A 26,485-nucleotide genomic window follows, 5' to 3' on the forward strand; every position below is an offset into this window, starting at 1 on the left:
ATGAAAACGGAACAACTGCAAACAGAACAAAAACGGATTCACTTCGACGGAGTCATGCAAAAACTCGGCCCGTTTCTTGGTTTATTTATTCTCGTTATCATTGTATCTATTTTAAATCCCAGCTTTCTTGAACCGCTGAATATTTTAAACCTGCTTCGCCAGGTCGCCATTAACGGATTAATCGCGTTCGGGATGACCTTTGTCATTTTGACAGGCGGCATTGATCTTTCTGTCGGCGCTATTCTTGCCCTGTCCAGTGCTTTAGTTGCGGGGATGATTGTGTCCGGTGTCGATCCGGTTCTCGCGATCATCCTTGGCTGTATCATTGGTGCCGTACTAGGCATGATCAACGGATTATTGATTACTAAAGGAAAAATTGCGCCCTTTATCGCCACGCTTGCGACCATGACTGTGTTTCGCGGACTGACGCTAGTGTATACAGATGGAAATCCGATTACCGGACTTGGCACAAACTACGCTTTTCAGATGTTCGGACGCGGTTACTTTTTAGGCATTCCTGTACCGGCGATTACGATGGTTCTTGCCTTTGTCATCCTTTGGGTGCTTCTTCATAAAACACCATTCGGACGCCGGACGTACGCAATCGGCGGCAACGAGAAAGCCGCGCTCATTTCAGGCATCAAAGTGACGCGCGTGAAAGTGATGATCTATTCTTTAGCCGGGCTTTTATCCGCTCTTGCAGGTGCCATATTGACTTCCCGCCTGCATTCGGCCCAGCCGACTGCGGGGGAATCGTACGAACTTGATGCTATCGCGGCAGTCGTCTTAGGCGGAACAAGTCTTTCTGGCGGCCGAGGACGCATTGTCGGCACGTTAATCGGGGTACTGATCATCGGCACACTTAATAACGGACTTAATCTGCTTGGCGTCTCATCATTTTATCAGCTGGTTGTCAAAGGGATTGTTATCTTGATTGCGGTATTATTAGACCGCAAGAAGTCAGCTTAGGAGGGTTTTCACATGAAAAAGGCTGTATCCGTCATTTTAACGTTATCATTATTTTTGTTAACCGCCTGTTCGCTTGAGCCTCCCCAATGGGCAAAGCCGTCAAACTCGGGGAACAAAAAGGAATTCACCATTGGCTTGTCCGTCTCAACACTTAATAATCCTTTTTTTGTCTCATTAAAAAAGGGTATCGAAAAAGAAGCTAAAAAACGGGGAATGAAAGTCATCATTGTTGATGCACAAAATGATTCATCGAAACAGACGAGTGACGTGGAAGATTTAATTCAGCAAGGTGTTGATGCATTATTAATCAACCCGACTGATTCTTCGGCGATCTCAACGGCAGTAGAATCTGCAAACGCAGTCGGTGTGCCCGTCGTAACAATCGATCGATCTGCCGAACAAGGAAAAGTTGAAACCCTCGTTGCTTCCGATAATGTAAAAGGCGGTGAAATGGCCGCGGCGTTTATTGCCGACAAACTTGGAAAAGGAGCAAAGGTGGCAGAGCTTGAAGGCGTCCCCGGCGCATCTGCCACACGGGAACGCGGCTCAGGATTCCATAACATCGCAGACCAAAAACTCCAAGTTGTCACAAAACAATCAGCTGACTTTGACCGCACGAAAGGCCTGACTGTCATGGAAAACCTGCTGCAGGGACATCCTGATATCCAAGCTGTTTTTGCTCACAACGATGAAATGGCGCTCGGTGCTCTCGAGGCAATTAACAGCTCGGGGAAAGACATATTGGTGATCGGTTTTGACGGCAATAAAGATGCGCTCGCTTCCATTAAAGACGGAAAGCTGTCAGCCACCGTCGCTCAGCAGCCTGAATTAATCGGTAAATTGGCTACAGAAGCAGCAGATAATATTTTGCACGGAAAAAAAGTGCAAAAAACAATATCCGCGCCTCTCAAACTAGAAACACAAAAATAATTGTCTGATGTTTAGGAACCTGCGATAACGTGAATAGAGATATAGAATGAATTATTTCTCTTACGTGAGGAGAGGAACGGCATGAACAAACCAACAAAACTATTTTCAACATTAGCACTTGCGGCTGGAATGACTGCGGCGGCGGCTGGAGGCGCTGGAACGATCCATGCTCAACAGCCAGAAACAACGGTAAGCATTGATGATTTATACAGTTATCCGATTGACTCTTATTTGGTATCAGCAGAGGCTCTAAATGTCAGAACGAAGCCTTCCGCATCAAGCCAGAAAGCCGATACGCTGCACCTAGGAGATAGCTTAAAGCTGATTTCCTTCTCAAATGCTGACTGGGCAAAGGTTCAGTATAAAAACGGAAAAATAGGTTTTGTCTCCACTCATTACATTGTAAAAGCAGCGACAACGGTAAAAACCAAAACAAAAACAAAAGTATATACTTCCGCTGATGGAAAGAGCATTAAGACTCTTCCAGCAGACACAAGCGTTTCTTTTTTAGGCTGGAGTAAAACGAATAAAGGCGGTTTTGATTTTGATTGGGTATTCGTTGATTACGGCGGTGCGACAGGTTATATGAAAACAAAGGATTTACACATGACAAAATAACTGAGAGGGATTCCACATTTATGCGGAATCCCTTTTATTATGAATTGATTTGTCACATTCCCAAGATATTTCTCAGGAAATATTGTCGTATGCTGTGTCGAAACCTTACATGATCATCGACATTTTTGTTCACGCTAAAAAGCGGAGGTGTAAATATGGATCAATTTGAAGCAGCATATGAATCGTATAAAGCCCGACAAACAACTGTCGATCAAGAAAATGTTCCATCTGGAAAAGAAGAAATTATTGCGGTTAGAAGAAATGAGGAAGACAATATTATCGCAGTGAAAACCAATACAGGAAGAGAGCTCGACTACCCTACTGCGCTGTCAGAAGCAAAATCAGGAAAACTCGCTCATGTTGATGTCTTCCATAAATACGGGCGTGACATTTTGCGAAGTGAACCGGACGGCATCAAGGAAAATAACCTGTCTGAGCTGCCGGATTTTTAAACAAATACAGCCCTGCCGTATGTTGGACAGGGCTGTATTTTAAACAAAAGGCTGCTGGATGTATTCGGCTAACCGTTTTGCACTGTGAGAAATATCCTCTGCAGCTGCATAATTCACGCCATAGAACACATATGGAGGCAGATACTTCATGCCGATCAGATTACTCGTGGCCTGAAATGGTTTCAATAGCTCACTGATCGAGTAATGATTTCCTCCGCCCGCTTGATATTTTTCCGCTTCGCTCCCTGTTGATACAGCCAGCATCAGCTCCTTGCCATGCAAGGCATTTCCTTCTGAACCAAAAGCCCAGCCGTAAGTCAGCACAAGATCCTGCCATTTTTTCAAGAGCGGCGGAGAGCTGTACCAATATAGCGGGAATTGAAAGACAATCCGATCGTATTCCTCGCACAGCTGCTGTTCCTTCGCAACATCTATTTCTTCATCCGGGTATTCCTTATAAAGATCCCGTACTGTGATATTGTCATGTTTACTCAATTCCTCAGCCCACGCCTTATTGACAACTGAGGTCTCCATATGAGGATGAACTGCCAAAACCAATATTTTCATCAGACCACACCTTTACTGTTTTGATGTTATTTTATCTAAAATCAGGAAAAGAGCCAAATAAAAAGAAAGCCCTGTAAAAGGGGCTTTCTTTTTTTCTTTTATTCAGGGCTTCCTTCAGTTGTTTCGATATCTTTCGCAAAATCAGGGTTATCCAGATTCGCATTAAAGAAATCCGCTGTGTTCGGAAGTCTGAGATTCATGTTCATTTTTTGAGAAATCGTAACCGTGCAATCCTCAAGCACATAGTCAAAAACGTGTCCGCCTGAATTGCGTCCTTCGTCAATGAAGTGCAGGTGATAGCCTGAAACGGCGATTCCGTTTGCATAAGCTGGTGTCAAGAAACCTACGATTGTTCCTCTCACGTTGTCGAAGTTGAAAATCGGCTGTGTTTTGACCGCTTCAACCATTGGCACGTAAGGTTTTTCTTGAAGTTCTACCGTTCTTGTCTGCACCTTTTTAAACAATCCGTCAATACGAATTGCATAAAATAAGTTTCTGCTTGGCAGCATGCTGTTGATCTCTTTTTCAAAGTCTTCGCGTGTCATTTTCGCATCAATTTTGTGCGTCATGTCCGGTGTAAAGAACGTAAATGAACAGAAAGGTGAACGGTCTCCTTTTTGGACCGGTGTCGCGGTTCCGTCTGAGCGAAGACGGTAAAATTCGCCGTCAAACCCAATCAGCTCTCCGTCAAGCTTGTTAAAGGTTCCGATACCGAAGTCTCCATATTTCGGAATCTCTGACAGTTCAAAATCTCCGTCATATACTCCGTCTAATAGAGAAGTCATTGTTGATACTTGATAAATCTGGCTCACAGGCTGATCTTTTTGACCACGGCTGAGCACTTGAATGTTGCTTTCTCGTTTCATATTTCCCTTCACTCCTTTTATTTAGTGCTGTTCATAAAACAGTGTCGTGATGCGCAGAGTGCTAGAGAGCTTTCGTTTTCATGAGTTCCCCGAATTCTTTCGGAAGCTTGTCACTTGCTAAATTAATGTTATCACTGTAGTCAACCGGGACATCGATGATGACAGGACCTTCAGCGTTCATGCCTTGACGCAGAACATCTGCCAGCTGGTCTGGTGATTCTACGCGCAAGCCAGTTGCTCCGAAGCTTTCCGCATATTTTACGATATCGATATTTCCGAAATCGACCGCAGATGTACGGTTATATTTTTTCAATTGCTGGAATGCAACCATGTCATATGTGCTGTCGTTCCATACAATGTGTACAATTGGTGCTTTTAGTCGAACTGCTGTCTCTAATTCCATTGCTGAGAATAAGAAACCGCCGTCACCAGAGACAGAAACCACTTTTTCTCCCGGTTTCACCAATGAAGCGCCGATTGCCCAAGGAAGCGCAACGCCGAGTGTTTGCATACCGTTACTGATCATTAATGTTAACGGCTCGTAGCTGCGGAAATAACGTGACATCCAAATGGCGTGCGAACCGATATCGCAAGTTACTGTAACATGATCATCGACTGCATTACGCAACTCTTTAACGATTTCAAGAGGGTGCGCTCTGTCTGATTTCCAATCTGCAGGCACCTGCTCACCTTCATGCATATATTGTTTTAAATCAGAAAGGATTTTCTGCTCACGCTCTGCAAATTCCACTTTCACAGCATCGTGTTCGATATGATTAATCGTGGACGGAATGTCACCGATCAATTCAAGATCAGGCTGGTAAGCATGATCAATGTCAGCGATAATCTCGTCTAAATGGATAATTGTCCGGTCTCCATTGACATTCCAGAATTTTGGATCATATTCAATTGGGTCATAGCCGATCGTCAGAACAACATCTGCCTGCTCTAGCAGTAAATCGCCAGGCTGGTTGCGGAACAAACCGATACGGCCAAAATACTGATCCTCTAAATCTCTAGAAAGGGTACCGGCAGCTTGATATGTTTCAACAAATGGAAGCTGAACCTTTTTCAAAAGCTTGCGAACCGCTTTAATTGCTTCCGGTCTTCCGCCTTTCATACCGACCAAAACGACAGGAAGTTTTGCTGTTTGGATTTTTGCTATGGCCGCACTGATTGCATCATCTGCTGCAGGACCGAGTTTTGGTGCTGCAACAGCACGCACGTTTTTCGTATTTGTGACTTCATTCACAACATCTTGCGGAAAGCTCACAAAAGCGGCCCCAGCCTGCCCTGCTGACGCTATCCTAAACGCATTTGTAACAGCTTCCGGTATATTTTTTACATCTTGAACTTCTACACTGTATTTTGTAATCGGCTGGAATAGCGCCGCATTATCCAAAGATTGATGTGTCCGTTTTAAACGATCTGCACGGATCACGTTTCCAGCAAGCGCAACGACAGGGTCTCCTTCAGTGTTCGCTGTCAACAGGCCTGTTGCCAAGTTAGAGGCACCCGGTCCTGATGTGACTAACACGACTCCCGGTTTTCCAGTTAAACGGCCGACTGCTTGGGCCATGAATGCTGCGTTTTGTTCGTGCCGAGCAACGATAATTTCAGGTCCTTTATCTTGTAAAGCGTCAAATACCGCATCAATTTTTGCACCTGGAATGCCAAATACATGTGTGACACCTTGCTCCACCAAGCAATCAACAACAAGCTCCGCCCCTCTGTTTTTCACAAGGGATTTTTGTTCTTTTGTTGCTTTTGTCAACACCCTCACTCCTTATTATGCATTTTAAACGTAAAATTTTAAATATCTTGTGATAAGTTTCACTATACACTCTTTGGAAATTGACCTCCAATATCGATTCGCCTTATGATTAATATGTAATACGAATTATTAACCTATGGAAAGGAATGCATATTGAATGGAGCTTCGCCATCTTCAATACTTTATCGCAGTAGCCGAAGAGCTTCATTTCGGAAAGGCTGCCCGGCGGCTGAACATGACGCAGCCTCCTCTCAGCCAGCAGATCAAACAGCTGGAGGAAGAAGTCGGAGTTACGCTTCTGAAAAGGACAAAACGATTTGTCGAGCTTACCGCAGCAGGAGAAATCTTTTTAAATCATTGCCGCATGGCCTTGATGCAAATCGGACAAGGAATTGAACTGGCACAGCGGACGGCCCGCGGCGAGCAAGGCCTTCTCGTAATCGGTTTTGTCGGATCAGCTACATATGAATTTCTGCCGCCGATTGTCCGGGAATATCGTAAAAAATTCCCATCTGTGAAAATAGAACTGCGTGAAATATCCTCGTCTAGGCAGCAGGAGGAGCTACTAAAGGGCAACATTGATATTGGTATACTTCATCCTCCCTTACAGCATACAGCTTTACATATCGAAACCGCCCAAAGCAGCCCTTGTGTTTTAGCTTTGCCTAAGCAACACCCATTGACTTCTAAGGAATCAATTACGATTGAGGATTTAAGAGATGAACCAATTATTACTGTTGCTAAAGAAGCATGGCCTACTCTATACATGGATTTTATTCAGTTCTGTGAACAAGCGGGCTTCAGACCCAACATTGTCCAGGAAGCCACAGAATATCAAATGGTGATTGGTTTAGTCAGTGCCGGAATTGGTATGACATTTGTTCCTTCCTCAGCCAAAAAATTATTTAATTTGGATGTTACTTATCGAAAAATGGACCAAATACAGCTTAATGCAGAATGGGTTATCGCTTACCGCAAAGACAATCATAATCCGCTTATAAAGCATTTTATTCATATTTCAAATTGTCAGCAGACAAGAACTAAAGAGAGTGATGCAGGTACATGAACAATACTTGCAATCTCTTTTTTCTTTTGGGATTCTTATGGAATTTTTATTAATTTAATATAATCGCTTAGTACAACTTTATATCAGTATACGTATACATACAGTACAAATAGTTGGCAAGGACATTAGTAAGCGCAGGACATTAGTTTGATTTTAAAAATGAAAGATAGAGAGGTGAAGTAAATTATTGAGTTCACCGGCATGTTCACATTGCTCGCTTTTTTCGTAACTATGATTTTTATTTTCTGGAGACCAAAAGGACTAAATGAAGCTATCCCCGCCACATTTGGCGCTTTAATGGTTTTATTGTGCGGAAGTGTGTCATTGGCAGACTTAGGGGAAATCGGAACAAAAGTTACGGGTGCATCGGTTACAATCCTTGCCACTATGATTATGGCCATTGCACTAGAAAGCTTTGGTTTCTTTTATTGGGTGGCTGCAAAACTGCTCCAACAATCCAAGGGTTCAGGCATCAAGCTTTTTTGGCTAACCAATTTGCTCTGCTTTCTCATGACCATTTTCCTGAATAATGATGGGAGCATTTTGATCACAACTCCAATCCTTTTGCTTGTACTAAAATATTTAGGTTTAAAAAAACATCAAAAAGCCCCATATTTATTAAGCGGTGTTTTAATAGCCACAGCCTCTAGCGCACCGATTGGCGTAAGTAATATTGTTAATTTAATTTCTCTCAAAATCATTGGAATGGATCTATATCTTCACACCGCCATGATGTTTGTCCCTAGTATGATGGGACTCATTTTTATGACTTGTCTACTGTTTATGTTTTTTTATAAACGTCTTCCCAAAAGCCTGCCAGATATACCGGGCCATTTTCAGTCTCTGCGGCATAGAAGGTACCATCCTCTTCATTCGCCATCAGCTCCTTTACCAGAACGAAATCAAACAAAAATCATGTTGTTTGTGCTTGCATTTGTTTTTCTCGTCAGAATGAGTCTATTTGCAGCATCATATACCGGTATTTCTGTTCCTCTTGTCGCTGTCATCGGATCTTTTATCCTGTTGAGCTGGAGATGGATTTATTTCAAAACCTCCCCAAGAGACTTGTTATATAAATCGCCTTGGCACATTTTTATATTCGCTTTTACTATGTATGTCTTAATTTATGGTCTGCATAATATTGGATTCACAGAGTTACTTGTGAATTATTTTGAACCTGTGGTTTCTGGAAGCCTCGCCCATGCAACTTTCGCATCAGGTATCTCTACTTCAGTTTTTTCTAATCTCTTTAACAACCATCCAGCGTTAATGATCAGTACTTTTACCTTAACTGAAATGACCCTGAATCCTTCAGCAACAAAAATCATCTACTTGGCAAATATTATCGGCAGTGATATCGGTTCATTATTATTACCTATGGGAACCTTAGCAACGCTTATTTGGATGCATATATTAAAACAGCATGATGAAAGTATTTCATGGGGCGAATATATAAAAACGACCATTATCATCATTCCGCTGACTGTTCTTTTTACGTTAACATGTTTATATTTTTGGATCAGTTGGTTATTTCTTTAGTTCAGTATGAAACGAAAAACTGCCTTCTGCTATTCAAGAGGGCAGTTTTGTATACACTAGGGAAGATGCATTGTCTTTAGATGATTTAACTTCCAAATGACTGGCTCTCCACTTGCGTTGATTAGCTCAATTATATTATTAGAGACACCCTTTAATAGACCAACTTTTTCTGGCACCTCTCCCATATCAAATATGACCAATTCACCAATATTTTTTTTGATCTGCTCCTCAAAATTACGCACAAGAGGAACTTTGGAAGGCACGACCGGCAATTGTGAGTTGTCAAGAGTATACGGTGTTTGTTCAGTTGAATAAGGGGTAAACCATTTTAAATGATGCATAGATATAAAAAGTATTTTAAATACGGGTGAAAAAAATACAATATAATCGTTTAAAACATTTGTAACATACCCATGGATCGATCGACCCCCAGTTACATAAACTTCAATAAACTGGCCTTTGACCTTGTTTAATGTATTTCTATATGAAAAAGCTTGAGTTTCTGCCTCTATGGATGGATCTTCCGGATTGATCAAAAATGGCTTCTCAGTACTGGTCATTATTTTCGCCTTGTTTATTTGATGAAGATGCAACAAGGGAATATAAAGATAATTGCAGCCATCAAAAATAACAAAAATATCCTGTCCGATATCTATGAGGGTGCCGACAAACCTTGTATCTCCTGAAATGACAACCTCAACATCTGTGTTAAGGAATTGATTCAAACCTTTCACGATTCTCCTCCTTTAACTGAAAAAGGGCATCACTTAATCTGATGCTCCTCCATTATCTATTAAAATTTACGTTTCCAGTGATAGTCTATCGTTCTGACAATCGTTTCATAGCTATAATCATCCTTTTGTTTTTCTGAACTTTTGAAGGAACTTGAATAACCTGGTGATCTTGATGATTGATAATCTGATGATCTTGGTGATCGTTTAGATGATTTTGATGATTGATAATCTGAAGATTTTAATGATCGTTTAGATGATTTTGAAGAACTTTTTGAACGTGACGAACGGCCAGATTTGGATGATTGATAATCCGAAGATTTTAGTGATCGTTTAGATGATTTTGATGAACTTTTTGAACGTGACGAACGGCCAGATTTGGATGATTGATAATCTGAAGATTTTAGTGATCGTTTAGATGATTTTGATGAGCTATATGATTTTGATGAGCTATATGATTTTGATGAGCTATATGATTTTGAAGAAATGAACGAATTGCTGTCCTTATCATTATTGTCTTCCTGGCTTTGTTCATTTTTTTGATCCTCTTTTTTGTACGACCCTTTTGGGCCTAAGCTGATGCTTTTTATGTGAAAAGGATAGATGCGAAGCACCTCTTGATTTTTCACTATAGTATAATGGCCGTCGGCATTATCTACAAGGATACCCTCAATGGCTTCCGGACCTCCACGATTAATTGAAACCCATTTATGAGTCAGACTCTTAAAAACCTCGCTTAAATCATCAGCTTCCAAAACTCCAACTGGCGTCTGCTCTTCTATTTTCAAATCAGGCTCGTGTTTACTTATACTCTTTATGTGATGGATATTAAAATACACTACCCCATCCTCATTAGTGTTTAACGCAGCGTAATCATCTCCCAGCCAGACCAATCTTCCTTTTTTAGATTCCGGACCCCCTTGGTTAAATTGAACTGATTGGTTTATTAAATGTCCGATTAAGCTATGAAAATCGTCAGCATCGAGCATTTCCTCAGTCTCAATTGTTGTGGTGCTATTATTGGTATCCTCAGTAATACTTTTCACATGCTCCAACTGATAATAAATTATTTTTTTTTCAGCTTGTAAAGCTATATAATCTGATTTTACAGCAGTTAATTTTCCTTTTTTAGATTCCGGACCTCCACGATATACAGTAACAATTTTATCTTTCATTGAATGCAAAAAGTTATAATAAGATATTTCATCATTTGAATGATACTTCATTCTCCTCTTGCTCATTCAAGTTCCTCCTAGTCACTTATACATAGATGATAAACATATTGCATATATACGTGTCACGTTTATTTGTTGAACTAATTCAATAGCCTAATTGTCGCTTTTTCCGCGAATACCCATTTTCACGCATTCATAAAATACTTAAATGATCTTTGAGGTATTGTGAACGGTTTTTAATATACTCACAAATCACATCCGGCTCCCGGTCAAAACGCTCAACATCATTCTTTTTATATGGGTCCATCAAGATAAAAGGCCTAATCCGCTCATACATCGCCATGATTTTCGGTTCCATATATTCTATCGTAAAAAGAGATTGGAGCGTTTTTTCTAACAGGCGCTTGTAGGACTTGCGAAACTCGGATTCATCCAATATCCGGGCAGTTAGTGTATTAAATCCTTGAATTCTTACATAATCGGCAGCCATCCGCTCTCCATGGATATCCCTGCCCCAGGTCGCATCATAATCCCAAGGAATCACCTCAAATAATCCGGTTTCCCCGCTTCTGTATAATGCGTAGTTGTGGACAAACCCGTCATAGTTCGAGGTGAATACAATACCGGCAAGCCAGCGCAAATACTTATCGACATCCACGTGTTTTGTCACTTCTGACTTAAACTGAGCTTTAGGGACAGTATTAATTTTAAAAATCATATCCTGTAAATAAAAATCATCTTCCACAGTCCCTGTCTTCTTTTCATATCCAAGCTCCAGCGACGTCTTCGTTTCCTTTTCCAAATCGCTCATCAGAGAAAAGTTAGCATCATCATCCACCGCGTAAAAAATCGCGCCATCAGCCAGCTTCCTTTTCGCCAAATAATATTCATCTACGGATTCAAGTTCAAGATAAACCCCTTCATTCTTCCCATTCACCTTTACAAACACAAACTCTGCCTTTGGAGACAGTGTCCCTAGCTCCGAGAAAAAATCCAGAGACAATTTGTTTCTCATCAAGGAAGGGTCTTTATACTCCGCATTTAAGTGAATCTCTCTCGCGCCGCGGAATGTTTTCGGCTGATAAAAGGAAATATGGTATGACTTCTTTTTGAAGTCTCTGATATGTGATCCCCGATAAGCGATATCAATATCCAGCCTTTTTTGATTTACCTTCATCACAGCTGGCACCGGATCATCGTCCCATATATCCTTTTTTAATTCACGCAAATCTTTTGGATGAACAAACAGCTGATAAAGCGGTAAATTGGATTGATTCTTCATCCATAATCCTCCTTACAAATATTAGGCTTTTATTTTTATAAGATCTCAGCGGAACACTTATACACTTTTTAAAACCGCGCGTACTATGAGGGTAGTAAGGATCTTCATCCTTAACATCATTTTTAAAAGGAGGATTTCAAATTGGGCCACTATTCCCATTCTGACATCAAAGAAGCGGTGAAATCCGCAAAAAAAGAAGGTTTAAAGGATTATTTATACCAAGAGCCTCATGGAAAAAAACGCAGTCATAAAAAGTCGCACCGCACTCACAAAAGATCTCGCAGCCATAAAAAATCATACTGCTCTCACAAAAAATCTCGCAGTCACAAAAAATCATTCTGTTCTCACAAAAAATCTCGCAGCCATAAAAAATCATACTGCTCTCACAAGAAATCACGCAGCCACAAAAAATCGTACCGTTCTCACAAAAAATCTCGCAGCTATAAAAAATCTTGCCGTTCTTACAAAAAATCTCGCAGCTACAAAAAATCTTGCCGTTCTTACAAAAAATCTCGCAGCTACAAAAAGTCATACTGTTCTCACAAGAAAAAATCTCGCAGCTATAAGAAGTCATGCCGTACACACAAAAAATCTTATCGTTCCCATAAGAAATACTACAAAAAACCGCACCACCACTGCGACGACTACAAAAGACACGATGATTATGACAGCAAAAAAGAATACTGGAAAGACGGCAATTGCTGGGTAGTCAAAAAGAAATACAAATAATCTAAGTTTTCATTGTTTCAATAGGCTGCCGGCGGAGGTACGGAAGCCTATTTTTTATTTGCCCTGTATTAGATATATGTCATGACATAACATATGCAACCCGCATCATTTGGTTTCCTTTAAACCATTTCGTTATAATCAAGGTATCCTAACGATAAAGGCGGTTGTTGCTATGTACATATTTCAAGCTGATCAGCTTAGTGCCAAAGACACATACAAGCTATTGTCAGGTACCGTTATTCCCCGCCCCATTGCATTTGTGACAACACTTTCTTCAGGAGGAGCGGTCAATGCCGCGCCTTTCAGTTTTTATAACGTCGTCAGCTCAGATCCTCCGCTTCTCAGTATTTCTGTTAACAGGACGGAAGGACGCCAAAAAGATACAGCGCGAAACGCAGTGGAGAACGGAGAATTTGTCGTTCATGTCAGTGATGAAGCCATCATTGAAGATATCAATGAAACAGCTGCAAGCTTAAGGCCGGATGAAAGCGAGCTTACACGCACCTCGCTTCATCCTGTTGAAAGCAAAGCTGTTTCAGTTCCCGGCATTAAGGAAGCCCGCGTTCGCTTTGAGTGCAAATTAGAGCGGCATATTACCTTTGACAATGATCAAGGCATCACTACAGCAGATCTGCTCATCGGAAGAGTTGTCTGCTTCCACCTAGATGAAAAGGTGTATGATGCAGAAAAGGGATATATTTTAACGGATGAATTAAAGCCTGCCTCACGATTGGCGGGAAATCACTATGCCAAGCTGGGGGAAGAATTCACACTGATTCGTCCCAGCTGAAGAGAAGGACTATTTAAATAGAAGAAACTAGTCAAAAAGACCTTATGATTACATAAATAACGCCTGTAAAAAACTGAAAAAGTATCAAAAAAAAGAACACCCAGAGTAAGCTCGGGGTGTTCTTTTATGAAACGGTTTTCCTTTTTCTTCGTATAAAGGTAGATGAGGAGGAATTGGAATGACAAACTTTTGGATTTTAATGCTGATCGCTATTACCATCAGTCTCGCCTCTCAATTTTTTATAAAGAAAAAATACGGTATTGATAAATCCGGCTGGCGATATAAGCATGTCAGCAATACACACAAATGGATCGAAATCACTTTACTTATTTTGTTTGTGTTTTCACTCTCCTTTTTTCCAGTTGAATATTTGCTTCTTTTATTTTTTATTGTGATTGACTCAATACGAATTTTTATGGAGTGGCATTATAGACCTGAAGATAAACAGTATATGTACCACATTGTAGAGGTCTCCCTTATGTTTGTGCTTTTGATTTATATTTGTACCCTATAGTTATTTAAATCCCCACAGCCGCTCCGTCTCCCCGAGGATCGGCTCCGCCTTGGAGAAAGCCTTCTTCATCAACTTTGATTGCAGCTGCTTGTCCCATCAGCGGATCATAGTCACCGACAACCTCCACGAGATGCCCGCTGTCTTTCAGTTTTTGGATTGTTTTGTCTGTGAATCTGCCCTCGACTCTGAGACCTTCGTATTCCTCTCCCCACGTTCTGCCCCATACCCAGCGCGGTTCGCTGATTGCCTGCTGTGGATGCATTCCGTAGTCCAGCATTCGGGTAATGATGGCCGTCTGGGTCTGCGGCTGGCCTTCGCCGCCTTGTGTGCCGTACAGAATTTTTGGCTTTCCGCCTTTACAGACCATAGCCGGCATCAGCGTATGGAAGGTGCGCTTTCTCGGTTCAAGCGTGTTGACATGATTTTCATCCAGTGAGAAAAATGATCCGCGGTTTTGCAGTAATATGCCTGTATCACCGGCAGTGACTGCCGAGCCAAATTCAAAGTACAGGCTTTGAATGAATGACACTGCGTTGCCATCCGCATCGATTACGGCCGCATATGCCGTATCACTTCCCACCGGCCTGCTTTCTGCCGGTTCTGCCAGATAGCCGATTTCTTCCGCCAATCGTTTCGCATAATTTTTATCTAAAAGCCTTTCAAGCGGAATGTCAGCAAACGCAGGGTCAGTCAAAAAGGCATTCCGATCTACAAAACTCTTTTTCAACGCCTCCACAAGCACATGATAATACTCAAATGAACCGTGCTCGATTTGGGTGAAATCATAGTTTTCCAAAATGTTCAGTGTTAATAAACCGGTAAATCCCTGAGAATTCGGCGGCGCCTGATACACACTGTATCCTCGATAATCACTTGATACAGGCGCTGCCCACTCACCCCGATGCGCTTTAAAATCATCGATTGTCATGTAACTGCCGTTATTCTGTAAATGTGAGACAATCCGCTGAGCGAGATCTCCTTCATAAAATGCGCTTCTTCCTTTTTCAGCAATCAAGTTCAGACTGTCTGCAAGCTCTTTTTGCACAAACCGCTCTCCCGGGACAGGTGCTTTGCCCCTTCTCGTGAAGATGTCAGCCGTGTAAGGCGTGGAAGCCAGCAATTCAATATTCTTTTCTGTGTGACGACACTGATCAGCTGATACAGGAAACCCATTTTGGGCATAATCGCGTGCGGACTCCAATACATCTGCAAGAGACAGACGCCCGTACTCCTTCAGGACCGCATCCCAGCTATCAACCATTCCCGGCACGGTAATGGCACTGTCAATCCCCCGCAGCGGAATCGCGCTTTTTCCCTTATATACATCTCTCGTTACGTTTTTTCCTGAACGGCCGCTGCCATTGTAGACTTTTACTGCCTTTGTTTCCTGGTGAAAGGTCAGCCAAAAGGAATCCCCGCCAAGTCCGGTCATATGCGGATACACAACCGCAAGACAAGCACTCACCGCAACAGCAGCGTCAAACGCGTTGCCTCCCTTATCCAGTATGCGGTTTCCGGCTTGAGAAGCGAGGTAATGCGGACTGACGACCATTTGCTTTGTACCGATGACAGATTTGTTCATCACAAGTCCCCTTTTTTAAGAAATTTTCTTCAGTATAGGGAGCCTGATTTTTCACATCTACTGATCCGGCAGAAAAACTGACGAATTTTCTTCTTTTCGCAAATAATAAGATATTTTCGCATTCATTTCGAAAACAAATGAAAAATTATTATTTCGATACGTAACTTTTATGATAAAATGATTGCTAAAAGGCTACAGAAGCAGGTGGAGCAATTGAGTCATGAATATCAAATCCCCAACCTTGTACTTGATGAGACTGATAAACAAATTCTCACGATTTTGCATGAAGAAGGCAGAATTTCTTATACGGATCTTGGCAAAAGAGTCGATTTATCACGGGTCGCCGTCCAGGCCCGTATCAACCAATTAATTGAAGCCGGTGTGATTGAAAAATTCACCGCTGTCATCAATCCCGCTAAAATCGGCATTCATGTTTCCGTGTTTTTCAATGTCGAGGTAGAACCGCAATTTTTAGAAGAGGTCGCTCTTAAGCTTGAGGAAGAGCCTGCGGTCACCAGCCTTTATCACATGACAGGCCCGAGCAAGCTGCATATGCATGGGATCTTTGCCAACGATCAAGAAATGGAAGAATTTTTAACAAAACGGCTGTATCCATTGCGAGGCGTCGTCAGTGTTGATTGCCAGATGCTGATCAAACGATACAAAAGCCGTATGGGAATGAAGCTGTAAAGGAGAGAAACGAATGAAAAACCATCCTTATCGGGATATGACAGCCGCAATGGTTCGCACCGGCATATTAGGGTTCGGCGGCGGACCTTCTGTGATTCCGCTGATCCGCCATGAAGCGGTCAATAAATATAAATGGATTGACGATGATGAATTCGGAGAAATATTAGCAATCGCTAATGCGCTTCCCGGACCGATTGCCACCAAAATGGCTGCTTATCTGGGCTTTAAGCTAAAAGGCACATTAGGTGCAGTTGTGGCGACCCTCGCCCACATTCTGCCTACATGTCTTGCGATGGTGGGCTTGTTTGCGGCTGTAAATGTGTTAAGCCATTCAGCAATTGTTGCCGGCATGATTGGTGCCGTCACGCCGGTAATTGCAGTAATGCTCGGAATCATGGCGTACGAGTTTGGCCAAAAAGCGCTAAAAGGTTTCGGTTGGGTCACCGGCATCCTGTTTTTTATCATCGCTTTTATCGGCCTGCAAACTTTACAGATTAATCCCGGCCTTGTCATTATCATTTTCTTAGCGTACGGGGCGTTTCATTTTAAACTGAAAGACAAAATCACAAATAAACATTCAAAAGATAAAGGAATGTCAGCCTCATGATATCGATCTATTTATTTATGGCGTTTTTTATCGCAAACCTATTGGGATATGGCGGCGGACCTGCGTCTATCCCGCTAATGTTTGAAGAAGTCGTAAACAGATACAGCTGGCTCTCAAACGATCAATTCTCAAATATGCTCGCACTTGCGAACGCATTGCCGGGCCCGATCGCCACGAAAATCGCTGCGTATGTCGGTTACAGCGCAGGCGGGTGGCCCGGCTTCCTAATTGCCCTGATCGCAACCGTCGTACCGTCGGCGCTCGCATTGATCGTCCTGCTGCGCATCATCCAGCGCTTCCGCCAATCACCTGTCATCAAAGGCATGACGCTGTCCGTCCAGCCTGTCATCGCGGTCATGATGCTCATTCTTACCTGGCAAATCGGCGCAGACGGCATCAAAGCGATCGGCTGGGTCCAATCGATCGTGATTGCGGGAATTTCGCTCCTTGCCATGACAAAATTCAAAATGCATCCGGCATTTTTGATTATTGCGGCGTTTTTATATGGGGGCCTTGTGATCCCTCATTTATAGAAAAAAGCACCTGGACAGGTGCTTTTTTATTTTGGCCCAGAAATGCCGTTTGATATGACAGCTGTTTCTTCTCCTGCGTCACTCTTGATGATGTGCTTGACTTGCAGCGTGGTTCCTGCCATTCTCACAGATTGCTTCAACTGGGACGAATTGGTTTCAACTTGTATCCAAACAGGAGGCTGGACCTTCCAAAATAAATAGAGTGCAAGAATCAGCAAGCCAGCAATGACCGACAGCAAAAACTTCATATCGCATCGCTTCTTTTCAGTAAGCGGCTCGCAGCGGACAGCGCCTGATGATCACGAAGAATATCGCCTGGACGATTGCCTTCTCCCAGCACATAGCCTTTAAAGGACATTCCCATAAAATGAAAAATATGTTCGAATTGCTGAAGCAGCGGCAGCCCTTTTATTTTTGGATTGTCTCCGCCCACTGCTATTACATATGCCTGTTTCACTGACATTTGCTGTTTAAAATCAGGAAATCTTGGATCTCTCAACGTCTGTGACCAGCGATCAATAAACAGCTTTAATGTCCCTGACATGCCAAACCAATAAATTGGGGTGGCGAATACAAGAATATGGCACTGCAATATCCGTTCAATGATAGAATCGTAGTCATCTTGAACAGGACGAAAGCCGCCTTGGGCGTGACGCAGATCTTCAATTGGCTGAATTCGATATTTCTGCAAATAAATGTGCTCCGCATCGAATCCTTGAACAGCCTTCTCCGCAAGAACATCCGTATTTCCGCCAGACCGAGTTCCGCCGTTAATAACCGCAATTTTCATGATGCATCTGCTCCTTTGTTTACGAATGATTTTCTTCATCTTATAATGGATTCATCAATCAATACAGATGATTATTTCGATTAATCCAATCGCTAAAACCGATTTAGAAAGGAAGAGAACAAGTGGAATTGAAGCAGCTGATCACCTTTATTACGGCGGCAGAACATGTAAACTTCACCCTAACCGCCAAAATGCTTAATTATGCACAATCAAGCGTTACCTCTCAGATCAAATCACTTGAAGAAGAAATTGGGACGCCTTTATTTGAACGGCTCGGCAAGCGGCTTATCTTGACAGAAGCAGGAAAAACGTTCAAATCTTATGCACAGAAGATCATTGCGTTAACAGAAGAAGCGAAAATGGCCACAAATCAAGTAAGAGAAACAACCGGAACCTTAAAAATCGGGGCGACGGAAAGCCAGTGCACATACCGCCTGCCCCCTATCATAAAAGAATTTAAACAGGCTTTTCCCCAAGTAAAGCTCATATTCAAACCATATTTCTCCAATGAACAAGCGAAAGAACAGCTCTTACAGGGCCAGCTTGATATCACCTTCATCTTGGATGTAAACCGGATGGAAGACGCACTGCACGTTGAATCTTTGATTCAGGATGAGATCAAAATGGTGGCTGCTAATGACCATCCTTTTCCTGCGGATTTACCAGTAACATTGAAGGATCTTCAAAACGAAACTCTTCTGCTGACAGAGGACGGCTGCTCGTACCGCACGCTCTTTGAGAACAATTTGCATGACTCCGGTATCTATCCTAACAAATTGGAATTCGTCAGCATAGAAGCCATCAAACAATGCGTGATGGCCGGACTTGGGATTGGAATCTTGCCTGAAATGACAGTAAAAGATGATATTGCAGCAGGCCGGATGAAAGAACTCAATTGGCAGAGCGATTGCCCCGTTTTCACTCAATTAGCATGGCATAAGGACAAGTGGATGTCTGCGCCATTAAAGGCTTTTATCGATTTGACACGGAAAACATTCAAATAAAACCTCTCCACAAGGACGACAAGGTTTTTGAGACCAGGGCACACACATACAAAAAAAACACTTGATGACTTAGAGCCCCAAGTGTTACACGTGATTTTTCTGATAAAACGTTCGCAAAACATGCGTCTCAAGGTCAGCCAGGCGGACAGGGATCGGCAGCCTGCTTTCTTGATTGATCAAGCTCATCGTGATCTGATAGCTGCTGTCTAAATCAATATAATTACCGCAAGACAAGAAAATAGGCTTCACGTCCCCCCGCGTTCGCAGCGCCCGGCCATATACCTCGCCGTCAATGAGAATATCGGTGTATGCACCGACTTCATTTTCAGGCATCACGAAATCATAGCCTTTGATTTTGAGATAGGTTTTCGCAATCCCAATCGTCGGCTTGCCCAGAAAAAAAGCCGCATGGGTGGCAACGCCCATATGATTGTAATGCAGATATCCGTTGCCATCAAACAAGAAGACATCCGGCTCCGTCTCCAGCTTTTTCGCCGCCTCGATAATCAAAGGCAGCTCGCGAAACGCAAGAAAACCGGAAACATACGGTACGCTGATTTTCCCCATACTATGCACTTTTTCAATGACTTCTTTTGTATCAGCGTCAATCACGATAATACTGCACACTCCGTATGGTTCTCCGTTCTGCTCCCAATAGGCGAGATCGACGCCTGCGCAGGTGTTGATGGAGTTGGGATGGATCGTGTGGGATAGGTTGATACGATTTCTAAGGGATTGTTGTGTTTGAACAAAATCCGATTCATCTTTTAGATGAAAATCGTGTATTTGATGTATTTCCATTTTACTTGTTTCCCCTCTTAAAATAGTCTTCTCACTATCTTCCTGCATTTCGATAGACTGATTTCTTTATTGCTTATAACCTTTTTTCAAGGCGATAAAATTCCCATTAGGATAATCTCCATCCCAACCACATGGAAAATAACCCGCTTTATAAATTTTAAAAAGCTTTTCAAAAAAATTGTCTGTTATCCCGTTTACTGCTCTATTTATGGCACAATTATTTAGGTCTGCTACGATCTCTTCAAAAAAAGTATTTAATTCAGTCATAGCGCTTCTGACGTTTACAGAAAAAACATCTAGTAATATGTCTAAATTTTGTGGCTTTTGATCATCGATTAGTTGGTAATATTTGTCCCACACTTCACTCATTTCATTTTCTCTTAAATCATTCCACGTATATTCATCTTCACCAAATTCAGCTTCATAAGCATAGTATTTAGCTTTTTCTTTATCTTTAATAATTTTAGTAAAATAAGAAATATCTTCTGATGTAACTACTTTAAAGGTTTTGGAAAAGTCAATAACTTCTTTTACCTGATTATGATAATGTCCGTATTTCATTACTTATTATACCACCTTACCTAAAGAACAACTGTAGCGTTACCACTTCTCCCCAGTGTCTTTTTCCTTTCTTACTATTACGTTAAATTGAAAGCAGATAGTGCTACCTGCTTTTTTATTACTATTCATTTTTCATTTCTTTCATAAAAATATAATCCAATTGTTTAATTAATTCTTTAAGTTCAGTACACATAATATCCTCTAAAGGATTTTCCCAATCTTCGTTTTTTATCAGTTCAATCCCATAGCTTCCGGCTGGATCACCTTCTGGGTACCACCCTACGTCAAGCAGCAAATTTTTTGTCTTATGAGAAATCTGCAGGAGATCTTGATTAAAGTCAAATAACCAAGCATCGTTATTTGCCTCTAGCGTCTTAGGATCAGTATCCTTTAATGTAATATAATCAACAGTCCAATCAGCCGGTATCTTTAGCCTTAAATAATTGGGAATCTGTTGGCTTAGTGGCTGCAAACTCTCTAAAACCCCGCTTCCCACACTCCAGATTTGATATTCTAACTCTTCTAATAATTGTTCTATCTCATTAAAAGACTCATCTTCATAAATCTTATCTGTTTTTAAGCCAGCTACTTTGATATGGTATTGATTATTTTCATATACTGCCTTCATAACAGCATTACGTTTTTCATTTTGTAGTATTAGTAATTCACATTTTTCTTGCATTCTTTTTTCTGAACATAAATTGTTCAGTACTACAGACCAGCCATCACAGATTTTTAATGGCTGCAGTTGAGAAATATGGTCTCTTTCCATCCCGCTTCTCCTTGCACTCCATATTGTTATACTATCTATAAAAAAACATGCCGATGACAACAAGGCAAGTTTTTAACTATAGCAATTCTAATACATCAGTAAACAAGGCATCTCCTAATGTTAATCTCCTGTTGAAAGGCTGTATATGCGGCAATTCACTCCACTCATACACAGTATCGTAGTAATCATATAAATAACTGAGTTCAATAAACCCTTTCTCTTGCATTATTTTATTAATATAGTTCGTTCCCTGAATGAATTCTAAAGATTCAGCGGTGCCTACAATGTCATAAGCGCCGTCGATTAAATCGTGTCTTAGGGAATAACTATAATCTAATACATAAACAGGAACCAATTTAGATAATTTCATATTGATTTGCTGTTCTAAATGAAATCCATTTTGCCCAGAAAGATCTTGCAAGAGGATATTGATTTCTCCTGAAGGATTGTTTAAATCTCTAACTTCAATTTTTTTCAAACCTTTTATTTGATTAAATTCATCAGGTACTTTTATTTTCTCTGCGCATTTGTTCTTGTACCATTCGTCTAATTCCCTATTCACAAATAGACGATGAAGCAACTCACCAATTTCAGGATATTCATTAATAAACCTGATTCCATGTTCCATAAATAGTAACCATTCCATCCATAATTAAGAATCATTAAACTTAATTCCACCAAGTAGTTGTTACTTGTTTTAAATGATATTCAATATATAAAATCACTTTTTTATAGTCATCTGATGAAAATTCTTTAATAGGATCTTCCCAATCATTATCTTTGACTAGTAAAACCAGATAATTACCTTCAGGAGAAATGTCAGGAACCCAGCCTAAATCAAGCGTTATTGAGGATTGTTCATGATAAAGCTGCAACAAACTGTCTGTGAACAAAAACCAGGAATCATCATTCGGTTCTAATGTTCTTGGATCTATTTCAACAAAATGATTATAATTTACTTTCCAACCTTGTGTTATTCTTAAGGGATTTATATTAGCTTTTGGAACATCTAATTTAATATGTTTTCTTACCATGAGAACCTCTGTCAGTAACTATTAATTTCCTAAACTTTATTTTTTATAAGGTTCAATGCTATAAATTCCGGTTCAATCTCCTGGGTGCACCCCAATTAAATACACTAATTATTCATCTTTAGGGGGTATAAAAGCGACTAATTGACCTTCAGGATATATACCTTTCCATCCACAAGGCCATCCGCCTGATTTATACACTTGAAACATTTTCTCAAAAAGATTGTCTTTATTACCGTTTACTAGACGATTTATTGCACATTTATACAGATCTGACTCTACTTCTTCAGCAATATCCCAAAAATCCATAGGAATGAAATCTTCAGAATAGTTATCATCAGAATTGAAAATATTCGACAATTCTTCATCTAATGTTTTTAAGTGCTCATCATTTAAAATTATACCCAACAACTGTCCGCTTTCATTTGATTTTACATCTTGCCAAACTACTTCAACTTCATCAGTGTCTTGAGACCATGCTAATTGTTGCGCTATCTCAAAATCTTCTATAAGTGTAATATCAGACAAATTCCAATTATTATTCTTAAATAATTCTCCGCGCTTAATAAAGTCAATTACCTCTTCCACTAAATCGCTATATTCACCGTAACTACTCATTTATTTACCACCTTTCACATAATTCCTTTACCCCCCACCTTTGCTAAGCTATTTGTTTTGCCTTTTTAAATTTTTCATCTAATAAAAAACCTCGAAAGGCCTCAGTAGCTAATCAAGGTGGAAAACAAACTTATCGAAAACATTTATTTATTCTTAGTAGAATTCAATAATATCTTAAGATTTTTTAACTATACTATTAATTCCTTCAAATATAATATCTCTCATTACTTCCTTATTACTGTTATAATTTCTTTCATTTCTAATTTTATTAAAAACCTGCTTTATAACCCCGTCAATCATTATTGTTAATCCTTCTATATCTTCTTCACTACCCTCCTTTTTAAAGTTTTCATTTATTATTACCAAGCTATCATCTTTTGACATTTTATTTTCTCCTTTACTCTCTTTCTTTTATAGGCTTCTTTATATTTCATAATATCTAGTATCCAAACATATCTATCCCTGTGACAGAGTTTCAGAGAATTCGTTTGAAGCAACAAGGCAGCATGCACTCATTTCACATTTTGAGGATCTCTACGTACTTCGTGAGGCACAGCCAACAGAATTATCTATTTCAAGTAGCATTTTTAATTGTTTCAGGCATAGCTACTCTGTAAAAAACAAAAGCACTTGTTGCCTAAAAGGAAATCAAGTGCTTTTTTCTATGCATAGGAATTCCTGCAACTATTAACTGCAAACATCCTTTTCAATTGAATAAATAATTAGTTTTGTATTTGAAGTTCCTTTAAAACCTCTGTCCGTAAATCTCTCCCATTGTTCCCATTCTTGTATTCATCCAATAAAATATTCATTTTTCTAATATAACTATCTGCATTATCTACGCATTCTGTAAAACAATCTATAAAATGGTCTACTAATGTATCATCAACTAAAGCAATAGGTTCTGGATAATATTTGACGCCTTCTCTTTCATATGCTTTTCTACTAGTATAAGCAACTGCATCTATAATACAGTTCCAAGCTGTTATATCCGTTTCATTAACTGACATCTCTTGAAGTAATGTTATCCCATTTTCCTCATTATCTAGTAACTCATAAAGAATATCCCCTATATTTTCTTTATCTTTTAGCCAATCCCAACATTTATATATAACTTCCTGGGCTAAAACTTGATCTTCCTTTTGAGAAAATACCGTCAAAACTTTTTCTGAAAGTCCAAGAAAAAATATTACTTTACCATCTTCTGTTAAACTACCAAAATTCGCATTTTCCATAATTAACCTCCAACTATTCAATATACTTTCCATTTCTAATCATTAAATTAAGCCTTCCAGTTACTTTAATACTTTCATCCACTTCCGATGTTACTTCAATTTTCAGATTGGGGTATTTTAAACTTAATTGTTTTAACACACCAGGCGGAACTTTATCGTTTGCCAACCCCTGATAACACTTTCTACATACACCGGAAGGGTTCGATTGATGAAGTCTTAATGTTCCCGTTACATCTTCTGGTTTTATACCTGCCTTTATTACTGCTGAATCAAATTCATTCAGAACTCCTTCTTCTGCATGCCTAGTGAACAATGGGTTATTCCCTGGAGCTTTAATATTCCTGTTAGGCATTACTTCATCTAAATCAGGTAATCCAGCTTCCTTTCGGACTTTCGGCGAACCTCCTTTAAAAGTCAAACCTTCTAACCCTTTTATATCTGTCTTTCCAACTGCAATTGTTTCAGTTTCTGGAACATTCCATTTCTTTCTCAGTTCATCTAGATCAGTTTTACCAATATCAATGTTATTTCTTTTACCCGTAGCCTTACCATTACTCGCCATCTTCACAACCCCAAGATCTTTCACAGCTTTCGTTTTCACATCAGCGTGAACAATTGGGAAAGTTGTCCCATCCGGTGTGACAGTCTTGTGGACACGAATTTTTACATTCGTCGGCACTTTGAATTCTTTTACTTGATCTAGAATCTTTCTCCCTTTTTCAACTTTTGCTACTTGTGGCGATTTAGCAAGCGGGATGCCTTTATCAATATGTTTCGCCAATGCACCAGCACCAACCAAACTCAATGCCGCTTCCAGCGCACCCGTTTTCCGCTTCTCCTCAGACACTTTGTTTCCAAACATATCCCGTCCCGTGACGGCTTCTGAGAATCCGTTTGACGCAACAAGGCCGTATGCACCCATTTCAGTCATTTTGAGAATGTCTAAGGATTTGCCTGTTTTGTAGGCATCTAATGCGTGTTCAGCAGCGATAGCTGCTTTTCCGGTTTTGTAGATGGCTTTTCCGCCTTTGAAGGCCCGGCCTGCCCAGCCGACGACTGGTATGAATCCGGCAGCGGCCATAGCTCCTGCTGTCACACGCTCTGCGGTGGAGAGTTTTTCTCCGGTAACCGGATCAACGCCTTCGGTTGCTCTTTTATAATCATAATAGCCAGTGACTTCTCCAGTAAAGTTGCAAACTCCATCCCATGTTTTTTCGTACCACGGTTTGTTTGCTTCTTCCTCGGCTTTTTCCTGGAGACGTCTTGCTTCTGCTTGCTGGGATTTTGCATCAATATAGGTTGTTCCTTGATTTTCTACTTCAATCACGCTTTTGTAAACTTCATTGCTGTGGAAGGCTTTTTTGTCATAGTACATAGGGGATGCGCTCTTCCCATTGCTGGTGGCCTGCATGAGAACAGAATATTTGGTGAGCACTGCGTTGTCCAGAGATTCTAAATTTTGATATTCAGTGGTCAGGGATTCATCAAGCTTATCGACAGCTGTGATCGTGTCACGTCTGACTTTTTGGGCATCGCCCATCTTATCTGCATACTCGTCAAGCGTGTACATGTCGAGATCAATAATATCGCTGATGCCTGACAAAATAGAATCGATTTCTTCTTTATGAGCGGAGACAATCTCTGAAGCTTTCAGGTCTCCATTGGGCAGCTCATGATCCAAAAATGAAGTTTCCACATATGAATCATTGAGTTCTTGATCTTTAATATCTCCTGAAATGCCGTTTAAAAACGCAATTTGAGCAGAGACAAGCGTCAGCCAGCTGTCGACGATTTCAGCCTGCCCCTGAAAAAAATCTTTAATATTGTCCGCGCCTTTTCCTTTAAAATTGTCGCCTAAATCTGCAACTCCCTGAAACGCTTTTTTCAGCGTATTCAGCTGCTCTTCAAGCGTCTCATATTGCTTTTTTCTGCTCTTCGCTTCTTCGATTAAAGATTTTGATTCAAATACTTTACTCATCGCACTGCCCTTTCTGTTCTATTTTACCGCTATCGCCTCGTCCTGCTCTTTGAGTGAATCTACGTTATCCTTTGTATCCTCGATATTTTTCTGTACCGCTTTTTTGTAATCTCCGAGCATGGTTTTGATGTTCTCCTCACGCTCATGGTATTTTTTCGTATAATCGAGGCTGTTTTTTCCGTTGGATCCTGCGGCGCCGATTGATACGTCAGCAAGCGCATCTTTGACAGAATCCAATGTTTTGATGACTGTGTCGTACTTCAGCTTAATTTCTGACATAA

At 40.7% G+C, this 26,485-nt stretch carries 32 protein-coding genes; 13 read left to right on the top strand and 19 right to left on the bottom strand.

The features are described 5' to 3' along the window. The 4 genes from rbsC (at position 1) to ACFVP7_RS19720 (ending at position 2,969) form a co-directional block, all read left to right on the top strand. Complete coding sequence (gene rbsC / locus ACFVP7_RS19705; protein WP_029318751.1) at positions 1 to 969, top strand: ribose ABC transporter permease RbsC; 969 nt, start codon at positions 1 to 3, stop codon at positions 967 to 969. A 12-nt stretch (positions 970 to 981) separates the two neighbouring features. After that, entirely contained in the window at positions 982 to 1,899 is a 918-nt protein-coding gene (rbsB, locus tag ACFVP7_RS19710; protein WP_163135892.1) for a ribose ABC transporter substrate-binding protein RbsB, read from the top strand. Between the two features lie 81 nt (positions 1,900 to 1,980). Further along, on the top strand, positions 1,981 to 2,517 hold the full coding sequence (locus ACFVP7_RS19715) for an SH3 domain-containing protein (RefSeq protein ID WP_021480756.1): 537 nt from the start codon (positions 1,981 to 1,983) through the stop codon (positions 2,515 to 2,517). Between the two features lie 155 nt (positions 2,518 to 2,672). Continuing rightward, the gene (locus ACFVP7_RS19720; RefSeq protein WP_003227867.1) at positions 2,673 to 2,969 is read left to right on the top strand and encodes a DUF3892 domain-containing protein; all 297 of its coding nucleotides are present in this window, start codon (positions 2,673 to 2,675) and stop codon (positions 2,967 to 2,969) included. A 39-nt stretch (positions 2,970 to 3,008) separates the two neighbouring features. Here ACFVP7_RS19720 and ACFVP7_RS19725 read toward each other — a convergent pair whose 3' ends face one another. From ACFVP7_RS19725 to alsS, 3 genes are all read right to left on the bottom strand, one after another. Beyond that, entirely contained in the window at positions 3,009 to 3,536 is a 528-nt protein-coding gene (locus tag ACFVP7_RS19725) for an NAD(P)H-dependent oxidoreductase (RefSeq protein ID WP_232567462.1), read from the bottom strand. A gap of 98 nt (positions 3,537 to 3,634) precedes the next feature. Beyond that, entirely contained in the window at positions 3,635 to 4,402 is a 768-nt protein-coding gene (budA, locus tag ACFVP7_RS19730) for an acetolactate decarboxylase (RefSeq protein ID WP_024572687.1), read from the bottom strand. 61 nt (positions 4,403 to 4,463) lie between these two features. Beyond that, positions 4,464 to 6,176 (bottom strand): acetolactate synthase AlsS, encoded by a 1,713-nt coding sequence (gene alsS / locus ACFVP7_RS19735; protein WP_014478171.1) that lies wholly within the window; start codon positions 6,174 to 6,176, stop codon positions 4,464 to 4,466. 157 nt (positions 6,177 to 6,333) lie between these two features. Here alsS and alsR point away from each other — a divergent pair, with 157 nt between their 5' ends. Both alsR and ACFVP7_RS19745 read left to right on the top strand, forming a co-directional pair. After that, complete coding sequence (gene alsR / locus ACFVP7_RS19740; RefSeq protein WP_003227859.1) at positions 6,334 to 7,242, top strand: acetoin biosynthesis transcriptional regulator AlsR; 909 nt, start codon at positions 6,334 to 6,336, stop codon at positions 7,240 to 7,242. A gap of 210 nt (positions 7,243 to 7,452) precedes the next feature. After that, positions 7,453 to 8,781 carry an arsenic transporter gene (locus ACFVP7_RS19745; RefSeq protein WP_074794331.1) on the top strand — a complete coding sequence of 443 codons (1,329 nt, stop codon included), beginning with the start codon at positions 7,453 to 7,455 and terminating at the stop codon, positions 8,779 to 8,781. A 56-nt stretch (positions 8,782 to 8,837) separates the two neighbouring features. Here ACFVP7_RS19745 and ACFVP7_RS19750 read toward each other — a convergent pair whose 3' ends face one another. From ACFVP7_RS19750 to cotH, 3 genes are all read right to left on the bottom strand, one after another. Next, the gene (locus tag ACFVP7_RS19750; RefSeq protein WP_015714829.1) at positions 8,838 to 9,515 is read right to left on the bottom strand and encodes a DUF2642 domain-containing protein; all 678 of its coding nucleotides are present in this window, start codon (positions 9,513 to 9,515) and stop codon (positions 8,838 to 8,840) included. A 59-nt stretch (positions 9,516 to 9,574) separates the two neighbouring features. Continuing rightward, the gene (gene cotB / locus ACFVP7_RS19755; protein WP_396582759.1) at positions 9,575 to 10,753 is read right to left on the bottom strand and encodes a spore coat protein CotB; all 1,179 of its coding nucleotides are present in this window, start codon (positions 10,751 to 10,753) and stop codon (positions 9,575 to 9,577) included. Between the two features lie 127 nt (positions 10,754 to 10,880). Next, positions 10,881 to 11,969, bottom strand: a complete 1,089-nt coding sequence (gene cotH / locus ACFVP7_RS19760; protein ID WP_021480760.1) for a spore coat protein CotH — start codon at positions 11,967 to 11,969, stop codon at positions 10,881 to 10,883. Between the two features lie 141 nt (positions 11,970 to 12,110). Here cotH and cotG point away from each other — a divergent pair, with 141 nt between their 5' ends. From cotG to ACFVP7_RS19775, 3 genes are all read left to right on the top strand, one after another. After that, a complete protein-coding gene (gene cotG / locus ACFVP7_RS19765) occupies positions 12,111 to 12,698 on the top strand; it encodes a spore coat protein CotG (RefSeq protein WP_396582761.1) in 588 nt (195 codons plus the stop codon). A gap of 172 nt (positions 12,699 to 12,870) precedes the next feature. Beyond that, positions 12,871 to 13,488: a flavin reductase family protein gene (locus ACFVP7_RS19770; protein ID WP_003227852.1), complete on the top strand. Its 618-nt coding sequence runs from the start codon at positions 12,871 to 12,873 to the stop codon at positions 13,486 to 13,488. A gap of 178 nt (positions 13,489 to 13,666) precedes the next feature. Continuing rightward, the gene (locus ACFVP7_RS19775) at positions 13,667 to 14,002 is read left to right on the top strand and encodes a DUF4181 domain-containing protein (protein WP_128738312.1); all 336 of its coding nucleotides are present in this window, start codon (positions 13,667 to 13,669) and stop codon (positions 14,000 to 14,002) included. A gap of 4 nt (positions 14,003 to 14,006) precedes the next feature. On the opposite strand, the gene ggt is transcribed toward ACFVP7_RS19775, so the two are convergent. Continuing rightward, complete coding sequence (gene ggt, locus ACFVP7_RS19780; protein WP_396582763.1) at positions 14,007 to 15,584, bottom strand: gamma-glutamyltransferase; 1,578 nt, start codon at positions 15,582 to 15,584, stop codon at positions 14,007 to 14,009. A gap of 213 nt (positions 15,585 to 15,797) precedes the next feature. Between ggt and chrS the strand changes: the two genes are divergently transcribed. From chrS to chrA, 3 genes are read left to right on the top strand one after another with little or no spacing between them, the layout of a single operon-like run. Next, on the top strand, positions 15,798 to 16,274 hold the full coding sequence (chrS, locus tag ACFVP7_RS19785; protein ID WP_014478181.1) for a chromate efflux transcriptional regulator ChrS: 477 nt from the start codon (positions 15,798 to 15,800) through the stop codon (positions 16,272 to 16,274). Positions 16,275 to 16,287: 13 nt separating this feature from the next. Next, on the top strand, positions 16,288 to 16,881 hold the full coding sequence (gene chrB, locus ACFVP7_RS19790) for a chromate efflux transporter subunit ChrB (RefSeq protein ID WP_015251064.1): 594 nt from the start codon (positions 16,288 to 16,290) through the stop codon (positions 16,879 to 16,881). Continuing rightward, positions 16,878 to 17,414 (top strand): chromate resistance efflux protein ChrA, encoded by a 537-nt coding sequence (gene chrA, locus ACFVP7_RS19795; RefSeq protein ID WP_021480764.1) that lies wholly within the window; start codon positions 16,878 to 16,880, stop codon positions 17,412 to 17,414. The genes chrB and chrA overlap by 4 nt, the downstream gene beginning before the upstream one ends. 26 nt (positions 17,415 to 17,440) lie before the next feature. Here the strand turns inward: chrA and ACFVP7_RS19800 are convergent, their stop codons facing one another. After that, positions 17,441 to 17,662, bottom strand: a complete 222-nt coding sequence (locus tag ACFVP7_RS19800) for a hypothetical protein (protein ID WP_160244542.1) — start codon at positions 17,660 to 17,662, stop codon at positions 17,441 to 17,443. Further along, complete coding sequence (locus tag ACFVP7_RS19805; RefSeq protein ID WP_338731256.1) at positions 17,659 to 18,204, bottom strand: flavodoxin family protein; 546 nt, start codon at positions 18,202 to 18,204, stop codon at positions 17,659 to 17,661. Before ACFVP7_RS19805 ends, ACFVP7_RS19800 begins: the two co-directional genes overlap by 4 nt. A 122-nt stretch (positions 18,205 to 18,326) precedes the next feature. Here ACFVP7_RS19805 and ACFVP7_RS19810 point away from each other — a divergent pair, with 122 nt between their 5' ends. Further along, entirely contained in the window at positions 18,327 to 19,208 is an 882-nt protein-coding gene (locus ACFVP7_RS19810; protein ID WP_338731258.1) for a LysR family transcriptional regulator, read from the top strand. An 84-nt stretch (positions 19,209 to 19,292) separates the two neighbouring features. Here the strand turns inward: ACFVP7_RS19810 and ACFVP7_RS19815 are convergent, their stop codons facing one another. From ACFVP7_RS19815 to ACFVP7_RS19860, 10 genes are all read right to left on the bottom strand, one after another. Continuing rightward, positions 19,293 to 20,009 (bottom strand): endonuclease V, encoded by a 717-nt coding sequence (locus tag ACFVP7_RS19815; protein ID WP_064671500.1) that lies wholly within the window; start codon positions 20,007 to 20,009, stop codon positions 19,293 to 19,295. A gap of 66 nt (positions 20,010 to 20,075) precedes the next feature. Further along, complete coding sequence (locus tag ACFVP7_RS19820) at positions 20,076 to 20,570, bottom strand: hypothetical protein (protein ID WP_021480766.1); 495 nt, start codon at positions 20,568 to 20,570, stop codon at positions 20,076 to 20,078. Positions 20,571 to 20,691: 121 nt separating this feature from the next. After that, positions 20,692 to 21,342, bottom strand: coding sequence for a hypothetical protein (locus tag ACFVP7_RS19825; RefSeq protein WP_338731262.1), 651 nt, complete (start codon positions 21,340 to 21,342; stop codon positions 20,692 to 20,694). A 76-nt stretch (positions 21,343 to 21,418) separates the two neighbouring features. After that, positions 21,419 to 21,970, bottom strand: coding sequence for a hypothetical protein (locus ACFVP7_RS19830; RefSeq protein ID WP_021480768.1), 552 nt, complete (start codon positions 21,968 to 21,970; stop codon positions 21,419 to 21,421). Between the two features lie 40 nt (positions 21,971 to 22,010). Continuing rightward, a complete protein-coding gene (locus ACFVP7_RS19835; RefSeq protein WP_326354110.1) occupies positions 22,011 to 22,376 on the bottom strand; it encodes a hypothetical protein in 366 nt (121 codons plus the stop codon). Between the two features lie 108 nt (positions 22,377 to 22,484). Further along, positions 22,485 to 22,991, bottom strand: a complete 507-nt coding sequence (locus ACFVP7_RS19840; protein WP_338731266.1) for a cytoplasmic protein — start codon at positions 22,989 to 22,991, stop codon at positions 22,485 to 22,487. Positions 22,992 to 23,165: 174 nt separating this feature from the next. Then, positions 23,166 to 23,375, bottom strand: coding sequence for a hypothetical protein (locus ACFVP7_RS19845; RefSeq protein WP_257434333.1), 210 nt, complete (start codon positions 23,373 to 23,375; stop codon positions 23,166 to 23,168). 338 nt (positions 23,376 to 23,713) lie between these two features. After that, positions 23,714 to 24,226: an Imm6 family immunity protein gene (locus ACFVP7_RS19850; protein ID WP_257434331.1), complete on the bottom strand. Its 513-nt coding sequence runs from the start codon at positions 24,224 to 24,226 to the stop codon at positions 23,714 to 23,716. A gap of 13 nt (positions 24,227 to 24,239) precedes the next feature. Then, on the bottom strand, positions 24,240 to 26,204 hold the full coding sequence (locus tag ACFVP7_RS19855) for a T7SS effector LXG polymorphic toxin (protein ID WP_326354106.1): 1,965 nt from the start codon (positions 26,202 to 26,204) through the stop codon (positions 24,240 to 24,242). Between the two features lie 18 nt (positions 26,205 to 26,222). Further along, the gene (locus tag ACFVP7_RS19860) at positions 26,223 to 26,483 is read right to left on the bottom strand and encodes a YwqI/YxiC family protein (RefSeq protein WP_003221757.1); all 261 of its coding nucleotides are present in this window, start codon (positions 26,481 to 26,483) and stop codon (positions 26,223 to 26,225) included. Positions 26,484 to 26,485: the final 2 nt, after the last annotated feature.

The sequence above is a fragment of the Bacillus sp. SG20033 genome (assembly GCF_044570195.1).
Taxonomy (GTDB): domain Bacteria; phylum Bacillota; class Bacilli; order Bacillales; family Bacillaceae; genus Bacillus; species Bacillus subtilis.

Excerpts from the sequence above, each read along its gene's own strand:
- rbsC (WP_029318751.1), top strand. The coding sequence starts at position 1 with ATGAAAACGGAACAACTGCAAACAGAACAAAAACGGATTCACTTCGAC.
- rbsB (WP_163135892.1), top strand. The coding sequence starts at position 982 with ATGAAAAAGGCTGTATCCGTCATTTTAACGTTATCATTATTTTTGTTA.
- ACFVP7_RS19715 (WP_021480756.1), top strand. The coding sequence starts at position 1,981 with ATGAACAAACCAACAAAACTATTTTCAACATTAGCACTTGCGGCTGGA.
- ACFVP7_RS19720 (WP_003227867.1), top strand. The coding sequence starts at position 2,673 with ATGGATCAATTTGAAGCAGCATATGAATCGTATAAAGCCCGACAAACA.
- ACFVP7_RS19725 (WP_232567462.1), bottom strand. The coding sequence starts at position 3,536 with ATGAAAATATTGGTTTTGGCAGTTCATCCTCATATGGAGACCTCAGTT.
- budA (WP_024572687.1), bottom strand. The coding sequence starts at position 4,402 with ATGAAACGAGAAAGCAACATTCAAGTGCTCAGCCGTGGTCAAAAAGAT.
- alsR (WP_003227859.1), top strand. The coding sequence starts at position 6,334 with ATGGAGCTTCGCCATCTTCAATACTTTATCGCAGTAGCCGAAGAGCTT.
- cotB (WP_396582759.1), bottom strand. The coding sequence starts at position 10,753 with ATGAGCAAGAGGAGAATGAAGTATCATTCAAATGATGAAATATCTTAT.
- cotH (WP_021480760.1), bottom strand. The coding sequence starts at position 11,969 with ATGAAGAATCAATCCAATTTACCGCTTTATCAGCTGTTTGTTCATCCA.
- ACFVP7_RS19770 (WP_003227852.1), top strand. The coding sequence starts at position 12,871 with ATGTACATATTTCAAGCTGATCAGCTTAGTGCCAAAGACACATACAAG.
- ACFVP7_RS19775 (WP_128738312.1), top strand. The coding sequence starts at position 13,667 with ATGACAAACTTTTGGATTTTAATGCTGATCGCTATTACCATCAGTCTC.
- ggt (WP_396582763.1), bottom strand. The coding sequence starts at position 15,584 with ATGAACAAATCTGTCATCGGTACAAAGCAAATGGTCGTCAGTCCGCAT.
- chrB (WP_015251064.1), top strand. The coding sequence starts at position 16,288 with ATGAAAAACCATCCTTATCGGGATATGACAGCCGCAATGGTTCGCACC.
- chrA (WP_021480764.1), top strand. The coding sequence starts at position 16,878 with ATGATATCGATCTATTTATTTATGGCGTTTTTTATCGCAAACCTATTG.
- ACFVP7_RS19800 (WP_160244542.1), bottom strand. The coding sequence starts at position 17,662 with ATGAAGTTTTTGCTGTCGGTCATTGCTGGCTTGCTGATTCTTGCACTC.
- ACFVP7_RS19805 (WP_338731256.1), bottom strand. The coding sequence starts at position 18,204 with ATGAAAATTGCGGTTATTAACGGCGGAACTCGGTCTGGCGGAAATACG.
- ACFVP7_RS19815 (WP_064671500.1), bottom strand. The coding sequence starts at position 20,009 with ATGGAAATACATCAAATACACGATTTTCATCTAAAAGATGAATCGGAT.
- ACFVP7_RS19820 (WP_021480766.1), bottom strand. The coding sequence starts at position 20,570 with ATGAAATACGGACATTATCATAATCAGGTAAAAGAAGTTATTGACTTT.
- ACFVP7_RS19825 (WP_338731262.1), bottom strand. The coding sequence starts at position 21,342 with ATGGAAAGAGACCATATTTCTCAACTGCAGCCATTAAAAATCTGTGAT.
- ACFVP7_RS19830 (WP_021480768.1), bottom strand. The coding sequence starts at position 21,970 with ATGGAACATGGAATCAGGTTTATTAATGAATATCCTGAAATTGGTGAG.
- ACFVP7_RS19835 (WP_326354110.1), bottom strand. The coding sequence starts at position 22,376 with ATGGTAAGAAAACATATTAAATTAGATGTTCCAAAAGCTAATATAAAT.
- ACFVP7_RS19840 (WP_338731266.1), bottom strand. The coding sequence starts at position 22,991 with ATGAGTAGTTACGGTGAATATAGCGATTTAGTGGAAGAGGTAATTGAC.
- ACFVP7_RS19845 (WP_257434333.1), bottom strand. The coding sequence starts at position 23,375 with ATGTCAAAAGATGATAGCTTGGTAATAATAAATGAAAACTTTAAAAAG.
- ACFVP7_RS19850 (WP_257434331.1), bottom strand. The coding sequence starts at position 24,226 with ATGGAAAATGCGAATTTTGGTAGTTTAACAGAAGATGGTAAAGTAATA.
- ACFVP7_RS19855 (WP_326354106.1), bottom strand. The coding sequence starts at position 26,204 with ATGAGTAAAGTATTTGAATCAAAATCTTTAATCGAAGAAGCGAAGAGC.
- ACFVP7_RS19860 (WP_003221757.1), bottom strand. The coding sequence starts at position 26,483 with ATGTCAGAAATTAAGCTGAAGTACGACACAGTCATCAAAACATTGGAT.